We start from the raw sequence: 16,711 nt of genomic DNA, 5'->3' as shown, positions 1-16,711 counted from the left end.
CAAGGGAAAGTACTCAAGGTTTCCTGGCCACTGCCATAATGTGCGGAGAAGCGCCGAGTAGAGAAGGCTCTGCCTCAAGTTTCTGTATTGCATCGAGAAGTATCTCGCGGCGTTCAGGGTCTTCCAATTGATCTTTTATATCTCCGAGCAACCAGGCGGCACCTTCTATAGCCAATGTCTGGCATTGGGTAAATCCGCATTCAGTAATTTCGACAGTTAGTTCCTCTGGGCGATGGAAGTAGGCAGTGGTAAAGTAATCTTTGTTTTTGTCGGTGTTGCGATGTTGACCGTCCTTTAAGTCACGCGCTACAATTGCCCGGAAGGCTGGATCGAGGATCGCCCCGGATCTTATGCCGTCAAGTAGAGATGCAAATCGCGTGATTGCAGCTGCAAATAGGAGTCCTCCGGGTTTGAGGACTCTTCTGGCTTCGCGAAGCGCCGTTTTCCGATCATTGGATTCAGTCAGGTGATATAGTGGCCCCATGAGCAAGACGATATCCATGGTTTTATCTGACCAACTCAAGCAGCGAGCATCGCCTTTGTTTATGCTTTTTAGAGGGTGCTTGCTGGCGCGTTCTTCCGCCTCTTTGAGATGCCGAGGGACGGGATCCACCAGATGGACTTTGTGTCCTTTCTCGGCGAGCCAGGACGAGTACGCGCCTGGACCGCCACCGACATCGAGGATGTTGACGGAAGTTTGGGGTAAGTATCTATCCAAAATCTGTTTTGAGCGTATGTACTCCAGGTGACCGCTGCCGTCATTGAATCGGTCAATTTCATTATAATAGGTCCCGTAGTAATTAAGGATGGATGGATCCATATTTGACAATATCTCCGAATTAAAATGAAAACGGATTCTCGTTTATTTTTTATAGCTTTTTCCCACTATATATTCCGAAAAGCCCATATCGGTAATGGCAGGTGACTTTCTTAAAGCCGACTATCTGCAAATCCTCAAGTTGGCTCTCGAGAGTATCATAAAAGTTCTCAGGACGAACGCGCGCTTCATCGGGGATATGTGAAAAGGATTCAGAGAGGTTTTCTCGCGCTTCATGTTTTTGAATCCATTCTCTCCAGAGGTCGAAATACCAGTTTTCGAGGGTTTTAGTTGTTGGTAAAACAATATCGATATTCAGAAAGTACGAATTTGGTGCTAACATATTCAGGATTTTTTCAAATAGCCCTCGTCTTTGTAATTTCTCCAGGTGGTGAATGGCAAAGCAAGAGACAATGAAGTCGAAAGTGCCCAAATTTACGTTGCCTTCGATTATATGTTCGAAAGGCATTTTGATGAAATTTTCTACGTCATATATATCAAGCCTCTTTTTGGCGGCTGAAAGCATTTCTTCGGAGCCATCGACCGCTACCAATTGGATATGAGGGTCTATAAGGAATAGTCTCTCGCTTATAATTCCGTCGCCACATCCAAGATCGAGTACTCGTTTTTTCTGAACAAAATGCTGGTAGAATGAAGCGAGTATCTCGAAATGCGTATTTCGTTCGGGTAAAAAGTGTTGCGAATGGTCTTGATATTCTTGGGCGTATTCTGTTTCGCCCCACCTGGATTCTTCAAATTTTGCCATGGTCTAAACCGTTCTTTTGTTGTCTGAGTGCATCAAAGGTATTTCTGCACTTTGTCGGGGTTTATGGGTTCGCAGAGATAGATCGGGTAGTGGTTTTCCTGTTTGTTCGCGTGGGCCAGAATGTGATCTGTGACATGTGGGAGCAATTCCACTTTTTCGAGATCAACGAGGGGAATCCATTTGACCGCTGTCTGATTGGGGTCCGGTTTTTGTGGCATTTGGGGTTCTGTATCACCTGTGAGCCTGCACTCAAAGATCACTGTGAGTGAGTGACGCGTTCCTCCCCAGAATGCGTTTCTCTTTGGCTCGTATTCCGTAATGATGAGTGGCTGACCTACTTCGACTTCAGCGCAAGTCTCTTCTTGTACCTCTCTTTTAAGTGTCTCTTCCAGAGTCTCATCCGGCTCTACACCGCCTCCCGGCATGTTGTAGTGAAGTCCCGATTCGTCATCGTATTCTACGAGCAGAATGGCGTTGTCTCGAAGAATGAGAGCTTTTGTGCTGACTCTAATCTGTGTATCCATTGTGACCATTTCCTTCAGTTTAATGCTATTTTGCAGCAATCGCGACCATTTCTACAAGTGTATTTCCTTCGAGTTTGGCTTCTACACAGGCGCGCTGGGGCCAGTTGTTGGGACCGATCCAAGCATCCCAAATTTCGTTCAGGATGGGTTTTTTTGACATATCTGTGATGTAGATCGTGACGGAGAGGAGACAAGTCTTATCGGTTCCAGCCTCAGCGAGATTTGTGTCTAACTGTTCGAGTGCCTGCCGGGTCTGGCTCTTGAAGTCTGTAGATAAGTCCGGCGCAATGACAGCTGTATAGAGGATGCCATTGTGTTCGACAGATTCACTGCGACCAACCGCTTTTCCCGGGTATCGTATGATGGTCATGAGTACTCCCTGATAGATAGCGTCTTACAACGGAGATTTATCTTTTGACAGTTCTATCAGCAAGATGGTTTCTATATTGTATGGGAGGGAGGAGAGTAAAGATTAATGCGAAAAAAGCCTTACAGAAGATTCTGCAAGGCTTTTTCTTTTTATAGAGGATATCGACGATTTTTATCATGCGCGTTTAATAACGCGAGCAACTCTTTGAAGTCTTCCTGTACTTCCATGGTGTTGTCGCCTGAGATATTCTACGGCCAAAACCCGCTCTTCTGCGGGCCGACTGAGCCAGTAGGCCAGATCTTCTTTTGCCTGGGAATGCGTTGTCAGGTTTCGTTTTCGAACGACTTTTTCTATCATGTGCTTTCTCCAGGATCCCATTGCTTGTATAAAGAAATATAGATTAAATTTCTCAAAAGACAATCATATAACGGTGTTCAACATCTGCCTTGAATTGCCCATGAAACAAGAAGCCATCCCCTCATCTATTTCGCAATAATCGCGTCTGTCCTTAAATCGATTTCGTAAGCCATTATCACTCTGAGCTTGCCCAGGTACGCGATCTCCTCCATGCGAGACCATCCGAGTCTCTCGTAATAATTCGGTAGCGTTCCAGACGTGTACAGATAGAGTATCGATCTGTTAAGTTTTTGCGCCTCTGCAATCGCACCCTCAATTAGCAATGCGCCTGCACCCCGGCGTCGAAAATTTGGAAAGACAAATAATTGTGCTAACCAGGGTGCAATATCAGGACGGAGTGGCAGATCGTTTTCGAGTATGTTTACAGAGCCGAGGACGGTTGCGTTTTCTACGGCAACGAGCGTGGTGGGCAGGCTCTCGGATTCGGCGGCGAAGTGGAGTAACTCGCGATATTCTTCCAGTGTGTTTCGACCTGTAAGAGGTCCCCACAGTTCAAATTGCGCCTCTGATAATGTGTCAATGGCATCGAGGTGATGTTTGATATTCTCGATTTGCATGGCTTATTAAAACGGGCTATTCCACATTCGTTTTTACGGTACCACAATAGAATTTGTAGTACCTGTGCTGTCGCAATCCAAGTTCCTCGTAGAACGCGGCTGCTGGCGTTGCTTCATTGGCAATCAGGGACATGGATACATCGGATTCTCCGAGTTTGTCGAGGAGATGACACACCAGTCTTCGTCCGTGGCCCGACCGCCTTTGATCAGGATCAACAAAGAGTTCTTGCATGTAGTAGTTGATTCGGTCTTGCCAGGGATAGCAGTATCCGAACATCGCGCCAATCACATCATCTTTGTCGAGGGCGAGGAGGCAATGTTCGGGGTCAAACTTCCAGAATCGACTGAGGTACTGGTGAGCCTGGGTAATGCTCCACGCTTCCTCGTACGGCCATTCGGAGAAGACCTTCACATATAGACGCGCGCAATCTTCCAGGTCCTCTGATGTGATGGTTCTTATCATTGTCTGATTACTCCTCATAGTTATCTGGACTACAGACTCTCTGCGATCACGCGATACATCAGTTCCCTTCCCTATCCTGGACAAGTTCTCCTATCTAATCCTTCTATCCTCCATAACAGATTTGAGTAGTTTTAAGCACTTATCCCGGTTCTGTCTATTGCGATTACCAAATGCCGCGTATGTTAAAGCAACCCAACCCCGATGATCTTGTGCAAATACATCTGCTCCTGCATGCAGAAGGAGTTTCAGGCCTTCGATATTTCTTCGTTCGGCAGCTACCATTAGTAGGGTTTTACCCTGATCATTGGCAAGCGAAAAGTAGTCTGCACCCTGGTCCAATAACATTTTAGCACATTGCGTGTGGTCATATAATAGTGCGAATAACAATGGCGTTCTTCCCAATGCATCCCTTTGATTGATATCTATTTTGTTTTTTAACACTGTCTTTAGCAATGTTGTGTCACCCACGCCAGCAGCCAAATGTAAGATATATCTCTCATCTACACCACGTCTCAAAATTGTTCGCACGAGTTCTGCATCATTTGATTCAATAATCTTCTGAAGAACTGTTCTTTCATTTTCGTATATAATATTGATTTCGCTAAGCGAAAAGTCTGCACCCTGGTCCAATAGCATTTTAGCACATTGCGTGCGGTCATATAATAGCGCGAATAGCAATGGAGTTCTTCTCAAAGCATCCCTTTGATTGATATCTATTTTGTTTTTTAACAGTGTCTTTAATAATGTTGTGTCACCCACGCCAGCAGCCAGATGTACGATATATCTCTCATCTACACTACGTCTCAAAATTGTTCGCACGAGTTCTGTGTCATTTGATTCAATAATTCTCTGAAGAACTGTCCTTCCTCTTTCGTCTATGCTATTGATTTCGATTCCATATTTTAATAATAAATCTACCATTTCGAAGTCTTCCCGTCCCAGGGCTATAAGTATAGGAGGCACACCCTCACCATTGGGAGCCGATGAATTAGCCCCATTTTTTAGCAAAATTTCAGCACTGTTCACATGTCCTCTATTGACTGCTGCAATGAATGCTGTTTGGTCGAAATCATCTTTGGCATGAATATCCGCATGAGATTCAAGTAGCAGGTTTATGATGCGATTATGGCCATTCAGAGCCGCATAGATGAGGGATGTTCGTCCGAAGTTATCTCGTTCATTTATATCTACGCCTTTTTTTAGTAAGTTTTTTACTTTGGTGCTATCTCCCATCTGCGCCGCGATATTCAACTCACTCCCCATTATATTTTGTGTATTACAAAAAAAGAGAATTGAAAAACTTCCCAGAGTTCTCATAATGAATCTTGAATACATGATCTTTCTCCTTACGCAATATAATTTTTTGCGCCTCGCCAAAAGCAGTTTCAAATTCCTTCTCGCGCCCTGGCTTAACGTCCAATATTGCAACTTCTAAAATCATTTTCTGTTCCTTTTGTTTGTTGAGATGTTAGCCGACAGGTCTCTTAATAATAAAAGATTCCCGCTAAAAAGACTATCCAGCGGGAACTCATATTTTTATTGACAAGCACATTGGTGTCAAAAACATAACGAGTACTACCGTTCATTGAGGATGGACTCCAAAATTTTCGGCGTCATGCCTCGTTCTTGTGCCTTACGACTAATCTCACTGATAATTACTTCAAGAGGCCTTTTCGCTCGCCCTACTTCACTGCGTTTGAGACTAAGTAGGGCATCCAACTTGCGCTGTTCCGCTTTGGAAGCTATTTCATAGGCTTGAGCGGCTTCAGAACTAACACGAATTTGAATCATTTTCGTTTCCATAGTAAAGGTGATTAAACCCTTGATAGGATGAGGAGTCTTCGTTCTGCAATGCGAAAGGATTTATTGAATTGGAGCAGGCGAGCTGTTGCGCGACCTTTTGGTGTTAGCGGATGAATATTTCCAGATACCTGCAATGCGAAATGATCATCCCAAATATCCTGGCGAGGATTGAACAGCGAAGTGATAATCCCTGTTTGTGGATCAATAGATGCTATGTCGCTTCCCTTGTATTTATTACATAATGAACATGAAAGCGCGAGGTTTTCAGAGATTGTTTGCCCACCGTGTTTTTGGGCAATGATGTGATCAATTTGGTGTGTAGAAAATGAAAATGATTGTGGAATGAGACAGTATTCGCATAGTTCGTTTGCGCGTTCAATGACTTGACTACGCAGATTGGTGGGAATATATGATGAACTCATTTGGTCTTGAGCTTTAAGGCAGCGTTGGCTTTGGCTAAGCGAACCAGATGTTCCAGGTATTCATAATGCGTCCACTCTTTTTCTTCTTCTGGTTGTAATCCTTCAGTACGATTTTTCTTTAGCAAAACGTCAATCCGTTTTTGTAAGCTATCTGATGGTCGAAGCTTTATAATTTCTTCGGCAGAAGGCAGGGCGATCAGCTTTTCTAAGATATCCGAAGCATCTTCAAAGGTCGAATGCGTATTTGCATCAATTTTGCGAAGTCCAAGTTCTATAATTTCGGCGTGATCTTCTCTATCGCGCAACCGCGCGGCCAGATCATCGGGAATATCCATCGTGATTTTCATGATAGACCTCTTGATGTTTGCGGCGCAATACGGCTATTTTCCTATAAAATAGTCAATAATAACCGTTTTTCAAGGCTGAATTTTTTTAGAAGCGTTTTTATGTCCAAAGAGATATTGTCAGATGTTGTGGATGGAGTATGAACGCATCTTCGACAATAGGGTTTTGAGATATCAGTTTATGCTGAGTATTGATAAACATCTTTGGGTTAGCTCTGCTAAATTGGATTGCTGAACATCTACGAGAATGAACCCCTGCTGGTTAGCAAGCTCGATCATCTGCGCATTATAGACGAGTGTGCGTTGCAGAAACTTATCGATCATTCTTCGTTCCCGAAGTGACTCCAAATGATACTGGCTTTCATTGTGAATCCTCTGCCTAAAAACCGCCTCACTCGCAGTAAGCCATAATGCAGCGATAGTGTCGAAGTTCAGGGTTGCTACAAGTTCGGGCCATAGTGCTGACCCTTCTATGATTAATCCAGCCCGAGAAGGACCGTCGATGTGAGACGCGACAATTTCCTCAACTTTTGGCCATACATTGACCCTGTAGTGGTGGAGTACATCTACCATCAGTTCGTCAACTGATAGGGAGAGATAGTGTTCCGCTACATGGTCTGGGATCTTTTCTGGTGCGGGTCTCCAAGGCCGGCCGGGATGACGGGCAAGTGTGTCTGTGGAGATTCGGTTCCATCCCAGGTTTGCAGCTATTGACTCGGACAGGGCCGACTTTCCGGAGTGAGATGAGCCTCCAATGAGAATTACTCTTGTGTTGGGATGTACATCACGCATAATTTTTATTGGTCAAGCAGGTGAGAAAAAATGCTCTCGAAGTCTTTGTCTCTCCGTTCACTCATAACGCAGCGCGTCAACCGGATTTCTGCGCGCATTTTTTAAGATGAGAAATCCCACGGTAATCCCAGTAATGGACAGGGTTAACAATCCCGTGCCTGCAAACAGGGTGATTTCCGCCTGTGTTCGATAGGCAAATGATTCTAACCATTGGTGAATGCCCCAGTAGGCGATGGGGAGAGCAATCGCATTTGATATAACGACCAGGAACAAAAATTCTTTTAAGAACAAGCGCAAGATATTGTACTCTGATGCACCCAATACCTTGCGTATTCCGATTTCTTTTGTGCGTCGCTCAACCATGAATGAGACCAGGCCAAGTAGCCCCAAACAAGAGATGAGAATGGCCAATGCAGAGAATGCACTGAAAACCTGACTCAACTGAATTTCTTTCGCATAGTTTGTGCGGTCCAGTTTTTCGTCTAAAAATGCATAGGTAAAAGGCCGTTCGGGTAGTAGTTCCTTCCACATTTGTCCGATAAATTGAAGGGTTTCTGGCATATTTTGAGGGGCAATTTTGAGATACAAAAATTTTATCGAACCCTGTCGGAAGACCAGGGGAGGGATTTGATGGTGCAGGCTACCCAAATGAAAGTCACCGATTACGCCCACAATTACACCGTCTATTCTGCCTGCACGGCCAAATCGCTTGCCGACAGGTTGGTCCCAGCCTATCATTTTTACGGCGGTTTCATTCAGCAAATATTTGACTGGTAAGTCTCTGTCTTGATAGCGGTCTCCTATGAACAAATTCCTACCTTGAACGACATCTACCCCAAAGAAGTCAACATACGATTCGTCTATGTCAAACTCCCCAAATCGCCATTCTTCTGATAAGCCTTCGGCCTGATATGCATTTAAGGGCGCAGGACGGTCCTGTGGAAACCGCGTCGCTGTGGCTGATAGGACATTTGGGTGTTGTAAAAAGATCTGTTTCACTTCCTGGTAGCGAGCCACTAAATTTCTGTCCTGTACATCTCGTGCCTTCCAGAATATATCTAATTCAATCACCTGTTCTTTGAGAAATCCAAGGTCTTTCATTTGCATGTATTTGAGTTGCTTGTGAACGATAAAGGTAAATGCGATTAGAATTACCGCCAACCCAAATTGAAAGACCACAAGCCCTTGCCGAAATCTGGATTTTTGATTTAGTCCAGTTGTAGATTTTCCCGAAAGTACCTGGATAGGTTGAAAGGAAGACAGGTAAAACGCCGGGATGCCGCCAGCCACGATGCCTATTATCAATACGACTACAGGTCCGATGACATAGGGGATTGGATTGCGTTGTGGGTTCAGGGTGAGGTCTTTGGCAACAAAAGCATTAAACCCGGGCAGTATCAGTTCAATTAAAGCAAGAGCAATGATACTGCCTACCAGTGTTAAGAGCATGATTTCAAAGAAAAACTGGAATATTAGCAACCCTCGATGCGCGCCTACTACTTTGCGAACGCCGACTTCGGTTGCCCGAGAAATCGCTCGCGATGTCGTCAGGTTGATAAAATTAACGCAGGCTATAACGAGTACGATCAGGGCAATAATGGATAGCAGATAAATTTGATTGATATCGCCATAGGCTGGCCTGCCTGCGTCTTGCGAGAGGTGGTCGCGCATGCCAAAATCCTGTGCTGAATACAAATGCATCCTGTTCATTGCCTGCAAGTGATACGCATTGTTTTCCGCAACTGTATCGCCCATGTAGCGTTTCATAATTTCACCAAGCTGCATTTGAAATGCTACTGGGTCTGCCTTTTCACGTAACAAAACATAGGTTTCAACAGCGCGATACTGTGACACAGGGCTCCATTCTGTCCAATGCCTGAGAAAATTAGGTATGATGCGCGAGACGTGCGCCGTGAGCAATTCAAAATGCAATGAACTATTCGTGGGGGGATCTGAGACAATGCCCGTTATGGTGTAGATGGTGCCATCTCGATCTCCATCGATCCGAAGTTGCTTGCCTATGGGATCGACCCTACCGAAAATTTTGGTCGCGGCAGATGCTGTCAAAACCGCTGTCCCTGCACCTTGCAAAGCTGTTTTTGGGTCTCCTTTGAGAAAGGGAATGGTGAACATATTTAGAATTTCAGGGTCGGCAATACAATATTGGAGATCGAACAGTGTGTCTTCATAACGAACAAATGTTTTAAACCAAAAGGTTCGAATGGCCTGTTCAGCTGCGGGAATGTCTTGTAAAATAGCAGGTGCCAGGGCGCCTGATGTACGATAGCTGAATATGCTGTTACCTCCGCTTTTCAGTTCGCGGAGTACTCTGTAAATGCGGTCGCGTTTGATGTGATGTGTGTCAAAATTGAGTTCATCTTGAACGTAAAGCAGTATCAGCGCAGCACACGCCATGCCGATAGCCAATCCCGATATATTGATGAGCGAATATCCCTTGTACCGAAACAGGATTCGGATGGCGATCGTTAAATAGTTTTTGAGCATTGGAGTTTCCTGTGAACAGAGTCAGGCGCATTGCCTGTTATTTTGTAAAAATGCTTGTACGCTCACATCGGGAAAGAAGAAGTATTTTAATGTGCCATAGAGCTTGAATCCCAGACTTCTGTATAAGTGCTCACCTATGTCAGTCGCTTGCAAGATGCAATAATTGTATCCCAATTCTTGCGCTTCGTATATGCATCTTAACATCATCTCTTTGCCCAGGCCACGATTCCTCAATTCTGGAATTACAGATACAAAATAGATCCCAGCCACACCCGAGGATAAGAAGGTCATAGAAGTAGCTACCACCTGGCCATTATGTACACCAGAATAAAGTTTCACTTTTTCCCCATTCAATAAAGAATCAAATATACCTAAGTAGGAATTGAACGATCTTAACGCGACGTCAATCCATATTCCAAAATCTTCCTGGTTCTTTATTTCAAAAATATCCAGCTTATTCGGCGTTGCAGAGCTAAGGTGTTTTGCTTTTAGATCAAGAGCCATACGAGATCTCTCAACCAGCATCTGGAAGCCGTTTCTTTTTAGACATTCATCCAAATCATTTGGTTTTGCCTGATTGCCTACTTGCATGACTGGTGGTGCGTCTAAGTCCCTAATTTTTTTGATAATCTGTGAGAGACGAAGAGATATGGACTGTGGTTTAAATTGTGGTCTGAAAATGAAGTTGGGCCAATAAGGTCTGGCAATAACCCATTCAATGTCTTCCTGTACGAATAACTCCCCTTTGTCCAGTTTTCCTATTTCGATATATAAATCGTATAGATTGTTCTCCGTAGCGTGCGAGATTAGTTCAGGTTCTGATTCAGATAGAATGTTGTCCATGTGTAAAAGTAGCCCTTTCATCCTGGGGTAGAGGGACTTGATCTTCAAAGAATTCTTAGCCTCTCCGTTCACTTATAACGCAGCGTGTTAACTTAAAAATTGCTGATTCTCACACTTAGAGTTAGCTACTCCCGAAAGTGTTTGATTATCCATTCACTCGCCGGGTGTCTGAGCTGGATCAGTTGATCAATAACCGCTGCATGGTCGTAGTCCACACGCCGAAAATGGATCTGGTAACCTGATTCATCTGATTCCAAAATCACATAGCTTGCACGAAGGTCTGGAGGATGTGGATTACTCACAGAGCCGATGTTAATTGCTCGACGGCCATTGACCATTACATCTAAGGTGCGGTGGTGATGGCCTCCTATGATCAAGTCTGCATCGCAGTCGCCCAGCACAAGCGCGAGTTCCTTTTCGCTTAGACCTGCCTTGATACCCAGGCCGTCATCTCGTCCGGGTGCAGAGTGAACAGCCAGGACTCGCGTTCCGTCTGGCAGATTGGCTTTTATCTCAAGAGGCAACTTAGACAACCAGTTCAACCAGCCTGCATTTGTTATGGCACCTTGGGTCCACGAAAAAGTTGCTGCACACTCTACAAGCGCTGTCAATTTGCTGGGGTCTTTCGCGGCTTCCCGCATCGACGGTGGGGGACGGTCAACAGCGAAGACATAACGATCCGTGTTGCCACGGATGATCCTGGTGTTTGGTAATGCGGAAACGCATTCGAGAACTTCGACTGGACAAGGACCCAGTGCTACAAGATCCCCAAGGATCCAATACTCATCAAATGATCCCGAGTTTGCTATGTCCTTGAGAACGGCATCAAGAGCAATGATATTTCCGTGAATATCAGAAAAAATGGCGACTCTCATACACAGTTCCTTGGGCTATTCTCTTATTACCGAAACGCCGTCAACTTCGATTTTCTCTCCGACCTGTCCTATTTCAGTGAAATACTGTTCATAAAAGTCACTGGGCGATAAACCTGAATGGGTCAACAGGTCGTATATCTCTCGACGGCTCAGATTCGGACCCAGTGTCCATACTCTGTCCTGTATACAAGAAACGCCTGTGACCCCACGCATGGCATCAGCAATTCTTCGACGATGCCACCACGTAAACGGTTCGGGCAACTGATCTGGATTGAAATAGCCAACATCTAAAACCTCGTTCACTTGAGCAACAGGTTTGTCATTCTTCGGAATGGCCGCGTAAACGATCGCATGATCACCGCCAGAGCGCCAGTTTGGACTCGAGTATATACCAACCAGGCGTACGAGATCGATGTCGATTCCCGTCTCCTCTTTGACTTCGCGTACTGCTGCTTGTGCAGTTGATTCGCCTGAATCAATTGCACCACCGGGCAATGCCCAGACCTCGACATCCCTCCGCTTAATGAGCAGGACTTGTCCGTCCGAGACAACGACTGCACTGGCTCCAAAATTTGGCACTGGTTTTTCTCCTTTAATATTTTCGAATCTTCTATCTATTGCATACACTCGAAATTGTCCATTGATTCAAATTTTTTGGCCTTTCCCCCGAACATTTTGCGTTTTAATAAAAAGTCTCTTATATTTTTAATCAGCGATGGATATGGGCCGTATTATGTTTTGTGACTTCCATAAAACCTGAGGATATTTTTCATGGGTGCAGTTAATCTAAAAGTTGAGCTACCTTCGAATCTTTCCGGAGATGAGGCAAAAACTTTCCTTGCCATAAAACTCTACGAAGTTGGCAAAGTGTCGCTTGGTCAGGCAGCGAAAATTGCTGGACACTCCAAACGCGCCTTTATGGAGATTCTTGGGCACTACGAGGTTCCTGTCTTTGATTATCCTCCTGAAGAGTTGCGGCAGGAGATCAATCTGTGAGTGAGCGCGTCGTAGCGGATAGCACATGCTTAATTGCGCTTGAACGCATCGGTCAGATGGAGATTATGCCAGCCCTTTTTGAGCCTGTGTTAATACCTCCGGCTGTGGCACAAGAATTTGGAATCTCCTTACCCTGGCTGAAGGTAGAAGGACTTTCTGATCAGGCATTGGTGGTTACATTAAAAATGATGATTGATGATGGCGAAGCAGAGGCTATCGCCCTGGCCCAAGCGCAGAAGTGTCGAATTATCCTGGACGATCGACAGGCGCGTCGTGTGGGTCAAGATATGGGACTCAGGGTTATAGGAACAGTAGGTATTTTGATTCTCGCCAAGCAAAGAGGTATTCTGTCCACCGTCAAGCCTGTACTTCAAAATCTGGATGATACAGGATTCTATATCAGCGCTGCATTAAAAGCAGAAGCCTTGCGTCTCGTAGAAGAATAATAAGCTTAACGTCCCAATGCCCAGTCATAAAAATTTCCTTTTGAGTTTATGGCTGTTTGAAACTTGGCACACTCGGTATCACGAAGCGATAACATTTGACAATGGCTCTTGTTATTTCTGTTTTCATTCATTGCGTAGGGCATTGACAGGATTGGCAGAGGCCACTTTGAGCGCTTGATAGCTCACGGTCAACCAGGCAATAATAAATGATGCCCCACCTGCAAAAACAAAGACTTCTAACCCTATATTGATGCGATAGGCAAACGCGTTCAACCACATTGTCGTAAAGTAATAGGCTAAAGGTATGGCCAATACAAACGCAATCACCACCAACTTGATAAACTCTCTGGACAGCAGTAAAATCAAATTGGTAACGGAAGCACCCAATATCTTTCTAATTCCAATCTCTTTGGTGCGCTGTTCCGCTGAAAAAGACGCCAAACCAAACAACCCCAAACAAGAAATAAAAATTGCCAAAGCAGCAAAAGTGGTGGTCAATTGTCCCAGCATTTTTTCTCTGCTATACATTCGCTCAAAGTCCCCATCCATAAATCGATATTCAAGTGGATAGTTGGGGTTGAATTTTTTGAAAACCCTTTCCAAATTTGCCAATGCCTCGGCTGTTTGCCCTGCCCTGGTGCGTATATAAAGCTTGTTGCAAGAGGCTGGATCAATACGAATAATCAATGGCTCAATTGACGTATGTATCGAACGAAAATGAAAATCTTCAACCACGCCAATTATCTCACCTTCATCTCCCCAAAATTTCAGCGTTTCGCCAATCGGATTGTCTATTCCCATCACCTGTGCCATTTGTTCGTTTACAACATAATTTGAGGAATCGGTTGCAACCGCCTCAGAAAACGCTCTGCCATGTACTACTTTCATTTTCATAGTTTCAACAAAATCAAAATCGGCATTGATAATGTGAAATACAATTTGGGACTCTGGGTCTTTTCCATTCCATTCGGGATCGCTCGTTGAATGGCTAACGGATAGTGGATTTTGGCTGGATGCCGCCACGCTTTGAATGCCGGGTTGGCGCAGAAGTTCTTGCTTAACTGTTTCTAATTGTTGCTTTATTGGCCCTTCCAAACCTATAGACACCACATTCTTACGGTCCAGTCCCAGATTTTTGCTGAGGATATAATGTATCTGCTCATAAATCGTCAGTGTGCCAATAATCATCAAAATCGCCAATACAAACTGAAAAATCACAAGGCTTCGCCGAAAGAAAGTAGCACCCGATCCCGATTTTGACGAACCTCGCAATACGCCGATTGGGTTAAAACCCGACAAATAAAACGCCGGATAGCTCCCTGAGATTAGACCTGTTACTAATGTAATACCCAAAAAAACCGGCAAAATGTGTGTATCCAACCAATTAAGTGCAAGTTCCTGGTCTGTTAGACTATTAAATGCGGGCAAGAAAATTTCCACCAAACCCAAAGCCAAAATTGAGGCAAAAACCGTTATCAACATCGACTCGCCCATAAATTGACCTATGAGTTCCCGCTTACTGGCTCCTATGGTTTTACGAACGCCAATCTCTCGTGCGCGCTGAGTAGATCGCGCCGTAGCCAAATTCATAAAATTAATACAGGCAATGCATAAAATGAATAGTGCAACAAATGTAAACATATGCACATACTCAATACGTCCCCCAACTGACTTGCCATTTTCAAACTTAGAATACAGGTGCATATTCAACAAGGGCTGCAAAAAAATCGTGGCAGTTGTCCCTTTGTAATGGTCTAAGAGAACACGCTCGATCTTTGCGTTTACATCTTCCAGGACAGTATCCTCTCGCAGTTTCACATAAAGTCGTAAACTGCTATTGCCCCAATGCTCGAGCCACTTGTTTTCGGCGACATAATCTTCTATTGGAAGCACGAATTCAAAGCGCAGAGAGGAATTGCTATGTACATCTCGAAATACTGCTTTAATGGTAAATTCTTTGCGATGGTCAACCGTTAAACTTTGCCCGATAATTGATTGACTCGCCCAATCTGGTCCAAAATATTTGCCAGCCAATTTTTCTGAAATCGCAATGGCATTGGGTTCTGCCAATATCGTTCGAGCATCACCTTGCAAAAGTGGGAATGTAAAAACATGAAAAAAAGAAGAACTGGCATATATACCAGTTTCTCGAAATAATTGATTGTCTTTAGATAGGAGAAGTTTTTGCCGGGTTATTAAAATAGCGTGGGTAATCTCTGGGTATTCTTCTACTAAAACGTTGGCCAGTGGCATGGGAATAGCAGACCAGGTATAGATTTTGTCATTTGTAGGAAAATTACGCATCACCCGATAAATCTGCGTGCCCTGTTCATGAAATCGGTCATACGTAATCTCATGCTTTACCCACATAAAGATCAAAAAACTACAGGCCAGCCCAACAGAAAGCCCCGCCATGTTGATAAGCGAATACGTCTTCTGTCGCGAGAAATTACGCAACGCAGTTGTGAAGTAATTCTTGAACATCACATCCTCCCTATAGGTTGGGTAGGCTTACAGGACGCAGGCTAACTGGTTAATCTTCTGGTCTCTGTCCTAAAATCTCAAGAAAATCCGCATCATCTTTTACGTCTTCAAATTCAGGAAGGTTAAGGAAGAATTTATAATATCCTCCTCGATTTAAAACATTGCGCTTTGTTGTTTGTTGAGCATATCTCAGGTGATACAAAGTCTGACTTCGATCTTTTTCGGAAGCCCAGATACAGGCGGCAAGAAAAAAATGTGACCCACCGCTATCATCTTGCTCTATAGCTATTTCCAGAAGCCGTTTGGCTTGTTTATATCTTTTTGCCCACATGAGACATGCACCCAAATCATGGGCTATCCAGGCAAGGTCAGATGCGGATATTTTCTTTTTAGGGTTTATGACATTTCTCTCAACGAGAGAAATTGTCTCCTCAGAAAGCTGGTCATATTGATCCCAAAAGCTCTGCTTGCGATAAACCTCAAGTTTTGTCGTAATTGCTCCAAGCCAGAATTGTATGTAATGCTTCCATTCGGGATCCTGGTTTATCTCGCCAAGTCGATTGGCTTCCGTCATAGCTTCAGGAAATTTCTCTGCCATTGTCGCGACCTCAGATCCTGTACGTATAAATATGCAAAGATCCTGCCGGTCAATTTGGGCAGATTCCGTTTTTCCCAAAACATTGTAGTAGAGCTTAAACCAATCTTCGCCCTGGTTTTCTACTACCCAGCATCTGGCTTGAGTACTATCAAATAGGGTTTTTACCATGTGACCAATGGTCAGTTCCGCACGCGCCCATTTGTAAAATGCTTTCTGTTCCTCAATTGCTTCGCTGTTCCGTCTCATAACTGCGAGCGTATCAACCAAATGCCAGTTTGACCAGAATCGCTCCTCTACATTGGGCGCAGCATCGATATATGTTCGATGAAGAGAAATGCGTTTTTCCAATCCGTCCTGTCCCAAATATCTGTAGATGTCGTCGGCTAAGTGAACTAACTCTGGCGTCAAGTAGGAATCAATTTCAGTCTCAACTTCCAGACACATTTGGCGTAATGGAGAATCGTCAGACGATAAGGGATTGGACTGCGAGTGTTCAAGAAATTCGCTGAGTCTGATACGCATTTCTTCAGTATCAAGTGACATTGTTGTTCCCTTTCTGCACCGTATTATGCCAGGTTTTTGACTATGCCAGTGGCTTTCCCCAGACTACTTTCGTCTGTAATTGGAAACTCAGTGGAGTTACCCCGCTTCGGTGGAGAGTTTAGGGCTTGTGTTTCAAGCCTGTGATA

At 44.4% G+C, this 16,711-nt stretch carries 20 protein-coding genes and 1 pseudogene; 2 read left to right on the top strand and 19 right to left on the bottom strand.

Going from position 1 to position 16,711, the window contains the following annotated elements; all coding sequences use genetic code 11:
* Positions 1-13: 13 nt before the first annotated feature.
* From F4Y39_19390 to F4Y39_19310, 17 genes and pseudogenes are all read right to left on the bottom strand, one after another.
* A complete protein-coding gene (locus F4Y39_19390) occupies positions 14-820 on the bottom strand; it encodes a methyltransferase domain-containing protein (protein MYC15894.1) in 807 nt (268 codons plus the stop codon).
* Between the two features lie 49 nt (positions 821-869).
* The gene (locus F4Y39_19385) at positions 870-1,583 is read right to left on the bottom strand and encodes a class I SAM-dependent methyltransferase (protein MYC15893.1); all 714 of its coding nucleotides are present in this window, start codon (positions 1,581-1,583) and stop codon (positions 870-872) included.
* Positions 1,584-1,615: 32 nt separating this feature from the next.
* Entirely contained in the window at positions 1,616-2,107 is a 492-nt protein-coding gene (locus F4Y39_19380; GenBank protein ID MYC15892.1) for an NUDIX domain-containing protein, read from the bottom strand.
* A 25-nt stretch (positions 2,108-2,132) separates the two neighbouring features.
* Positions 2,133-2,477: a RidA family protein gene (locus F4Y39_19375; protein ID MYC15891.1), complete on the bottom strand. Its 345-nt coding sequence runs from the start codon at positions 2,475-2,477 to the stop codon at positions 2,133-2,135.
* Positions 2,478-2,651: 174 nt separating this feature from the next.
* Positions 2,652-2,834, bottom strand: a complete 183-nt coding sequence (locus tag F4Y39_19370; GenBank protein MYC15890.1) for a hypothetical protein — start codon at positions 2,832-2,834, stop codon at positions 2,652-2,654.
* Positions 2,835-2,959: 125 nt separating this feature from the next.
* A complete protein-coding gene (locus tag F4Y39_19365; protein ID MYC15889.1) occupies positions 2,960-3,451 on the bottom strand; it encodes a GNAT family N-acetyltransferase in 492 nt (163 codons plus the stop codon).
* A 16-nt stretch (positions 3,452-3,467) separates the two neighbouring features.
* Positions 3,468-3,932, bottom strand: a complete 465-nt coding sequence (locus tag F4Y39_19360) for a GNAT family N-acetyltransferase (protein ID MYC15888.1) — start codon at positions 3,930-3,932, stop codon at positions 3,468-3,470.
* Between the two features lie 72 nt (positions 3,933-4,004).
* On the bottom strand, positions 4,005-5,249 hold the full coding sequence (locus F4Y39_19355) for a hypothetical protein (GenBank protein MYC15887.1): 1,245 nt from the start codon (positions 5,247-5,249) through the stop codon (positions 4,005-4,007).
* Positions 5,250-5,268: 19 nt separating this feature from the next.
* A pseudogene (locus tag F4Y39_19350) lies at positions 5,269-5,355 on the bottom strand (antibiotic biosynthesis monooxygenase).
* A gap of 134 nt (positions 5,356-5,489) precedes the next feature.
* Positions 5,490-5,717, bottom strand: coding sequence for a hypothetical protein (locus F4Y39_19345; GenBank protein ID MYC15886.1), 228 nt, complete (start codon positions 5,715-5,717; stop codon positions 5,490-5,492).
* 11 nt (positions 5,718-5,728) lie between these two features.
* A complete protein-coding gene (locus F4Y39_19340; protein ID MYC15885.1) occupies positions 5,729-6,139 on the bottom strand; it encodes an HNH endonuclease in 411 nt (136 codons plus the stop codon).
* Positions 6,136-6,486: a hypothetical protein gene (locus tag F4Y39_19335; protein MYC15884.1), complete on the bottom strand. Its 351-nt coding sequence runs from the start codon at positions 6,484-6,486 to the stop codon at positions 6,136-6,138. Before F4Y39_19335 ends, F4Y39_19340 begins: the two co-directional genes overlap by 4 nt.
* Positions 6,487-6,657: 171 nt before the next feature.
* A complete protein-coding gene (locus F4Y39_19330; protein ID MYC15883.1) occupies positions 6,658-7,275 on the bottom strand; it encodes a 2-phosphoglycerate kinase in 618 nt (205 codons plus the stop codon).
* A gap of 57 nt (positions 7,276-7,332) precedes the next feature.
* Positions 7,333-9,780 (bottom strand): FtsX-like permease family protein, encoded by a 2,448-nt coding sequence (locus F4Y39_19325; GenBank protein ID MYC15882.1) that lies wholly within the window; start codon positions 9,778-9,780, stop codon positions 7,333-7,335.
* Between the two features lie 21 nt (positions 9,781-9,801).
* Positions 9,802-10,695, bottom strand: coding sequence for a GNAT family N-acetyltransferase (locus F4Y39_19320; protein MYC15881.1), 894 nt, complete (start codon positions 10,693-10,695; stop codon positions 9,802-9,804).
* Between the two features lie 53 nt (positions 10,696-10,748).
* A complete protein-coding gene (locus F4Y39_19315) occupies positions 10,749-11,498 on the bottom strand; it encodes a metallophosphoesterase family protein (GenBank protein ID MYC15880.1) in 750 nt (249 codons plus the stop codon).
* Between the two features lie 15 nt (positions 11,499-11,513).
* The gene (locus tag F4Y39_19310) at positions 11,514-12,125 is read right to left on the bottom strand and encodes an NUDIX domain-containing protein (GenBank protein MYC15879.1); all 612 of its coding nucleotides are present in this window, start codon (positions 12,123-12,125) and stop codon (positions 11,514-11,516) included.
* Positions 12,126-12,269: 144 nt separating this feature from the next.
* Here F4Y39_19310 and F4Y39_19305 point away from each other — a divergent pair, with 144 nt between their 5' ends.
* Together F4Y39_19305 and F4Y39_19300 are read left to right on the top strand one after the other, a co-directional pair.
* A complete protein-coding gene (locus tag F4Y39_19305) occupies positions 12,270-12,494 on the top strand; it encodes a UPF0175 family protein (GenBank protein ID MYC15878.1) in 225 nt (74 codons plus the stop codon).
* On the top strand, positions 12,491-12,940 hold the full coding sequence (locus F4Y39_19300; GenBank protein MYC15877.1) for a DUF3368 domain-containing protein: 450 nt from the start codon (positions 12,491-12,493) through the stop codon (positions 12,938-12,940). The genes F4Y39_19305 and F4Y39_19300 overlap by 4 nt, the downstream gene beginning before the upstream one ends.
* Positions 12,941-13,063: 123 nt before the next feature.
* Here F4Y39_19300 and F4Y39_19295 read toward each other — a convergent pair whose 3' ends face one another.
* Positions 13,064-15,424, bottom strand: coding sequence for an FtsX-like permease family protein (locus F4Y39_19295; protein MYC15876.1), 2,361 nt, complete (start codon positions 15,422-15,424; stop codon positions 13,064-13,066).
* A gap of 49 nt (positions 15,425-15,473) precedes the next feature.
* Positions 15,474-16,565, bottom strand: coding sequence for a hypothetical protein (locus tag F4Y39_19290; protein MYC15875.1), 1,092 nt, complete (start codon positions 16,563-16,565; stop codon positions 15,474-15,476).
* Positions 16,566-16,711 lie beyond the last annotated feature (146 nt).

Source organism: Gemmatimonadota bacterium, assembly GCA_009838845.1.
Taxonomy (GTDB): Bacteria; Latescibacterota; UBA2968; order UBA2968; family UBA2968; genus VXRD01.
The sequence above is the reverse complement of the archived record's forward strand: the minus strand, read 5'-3'. Positions and strand labels throughout refer to the sequence as shown.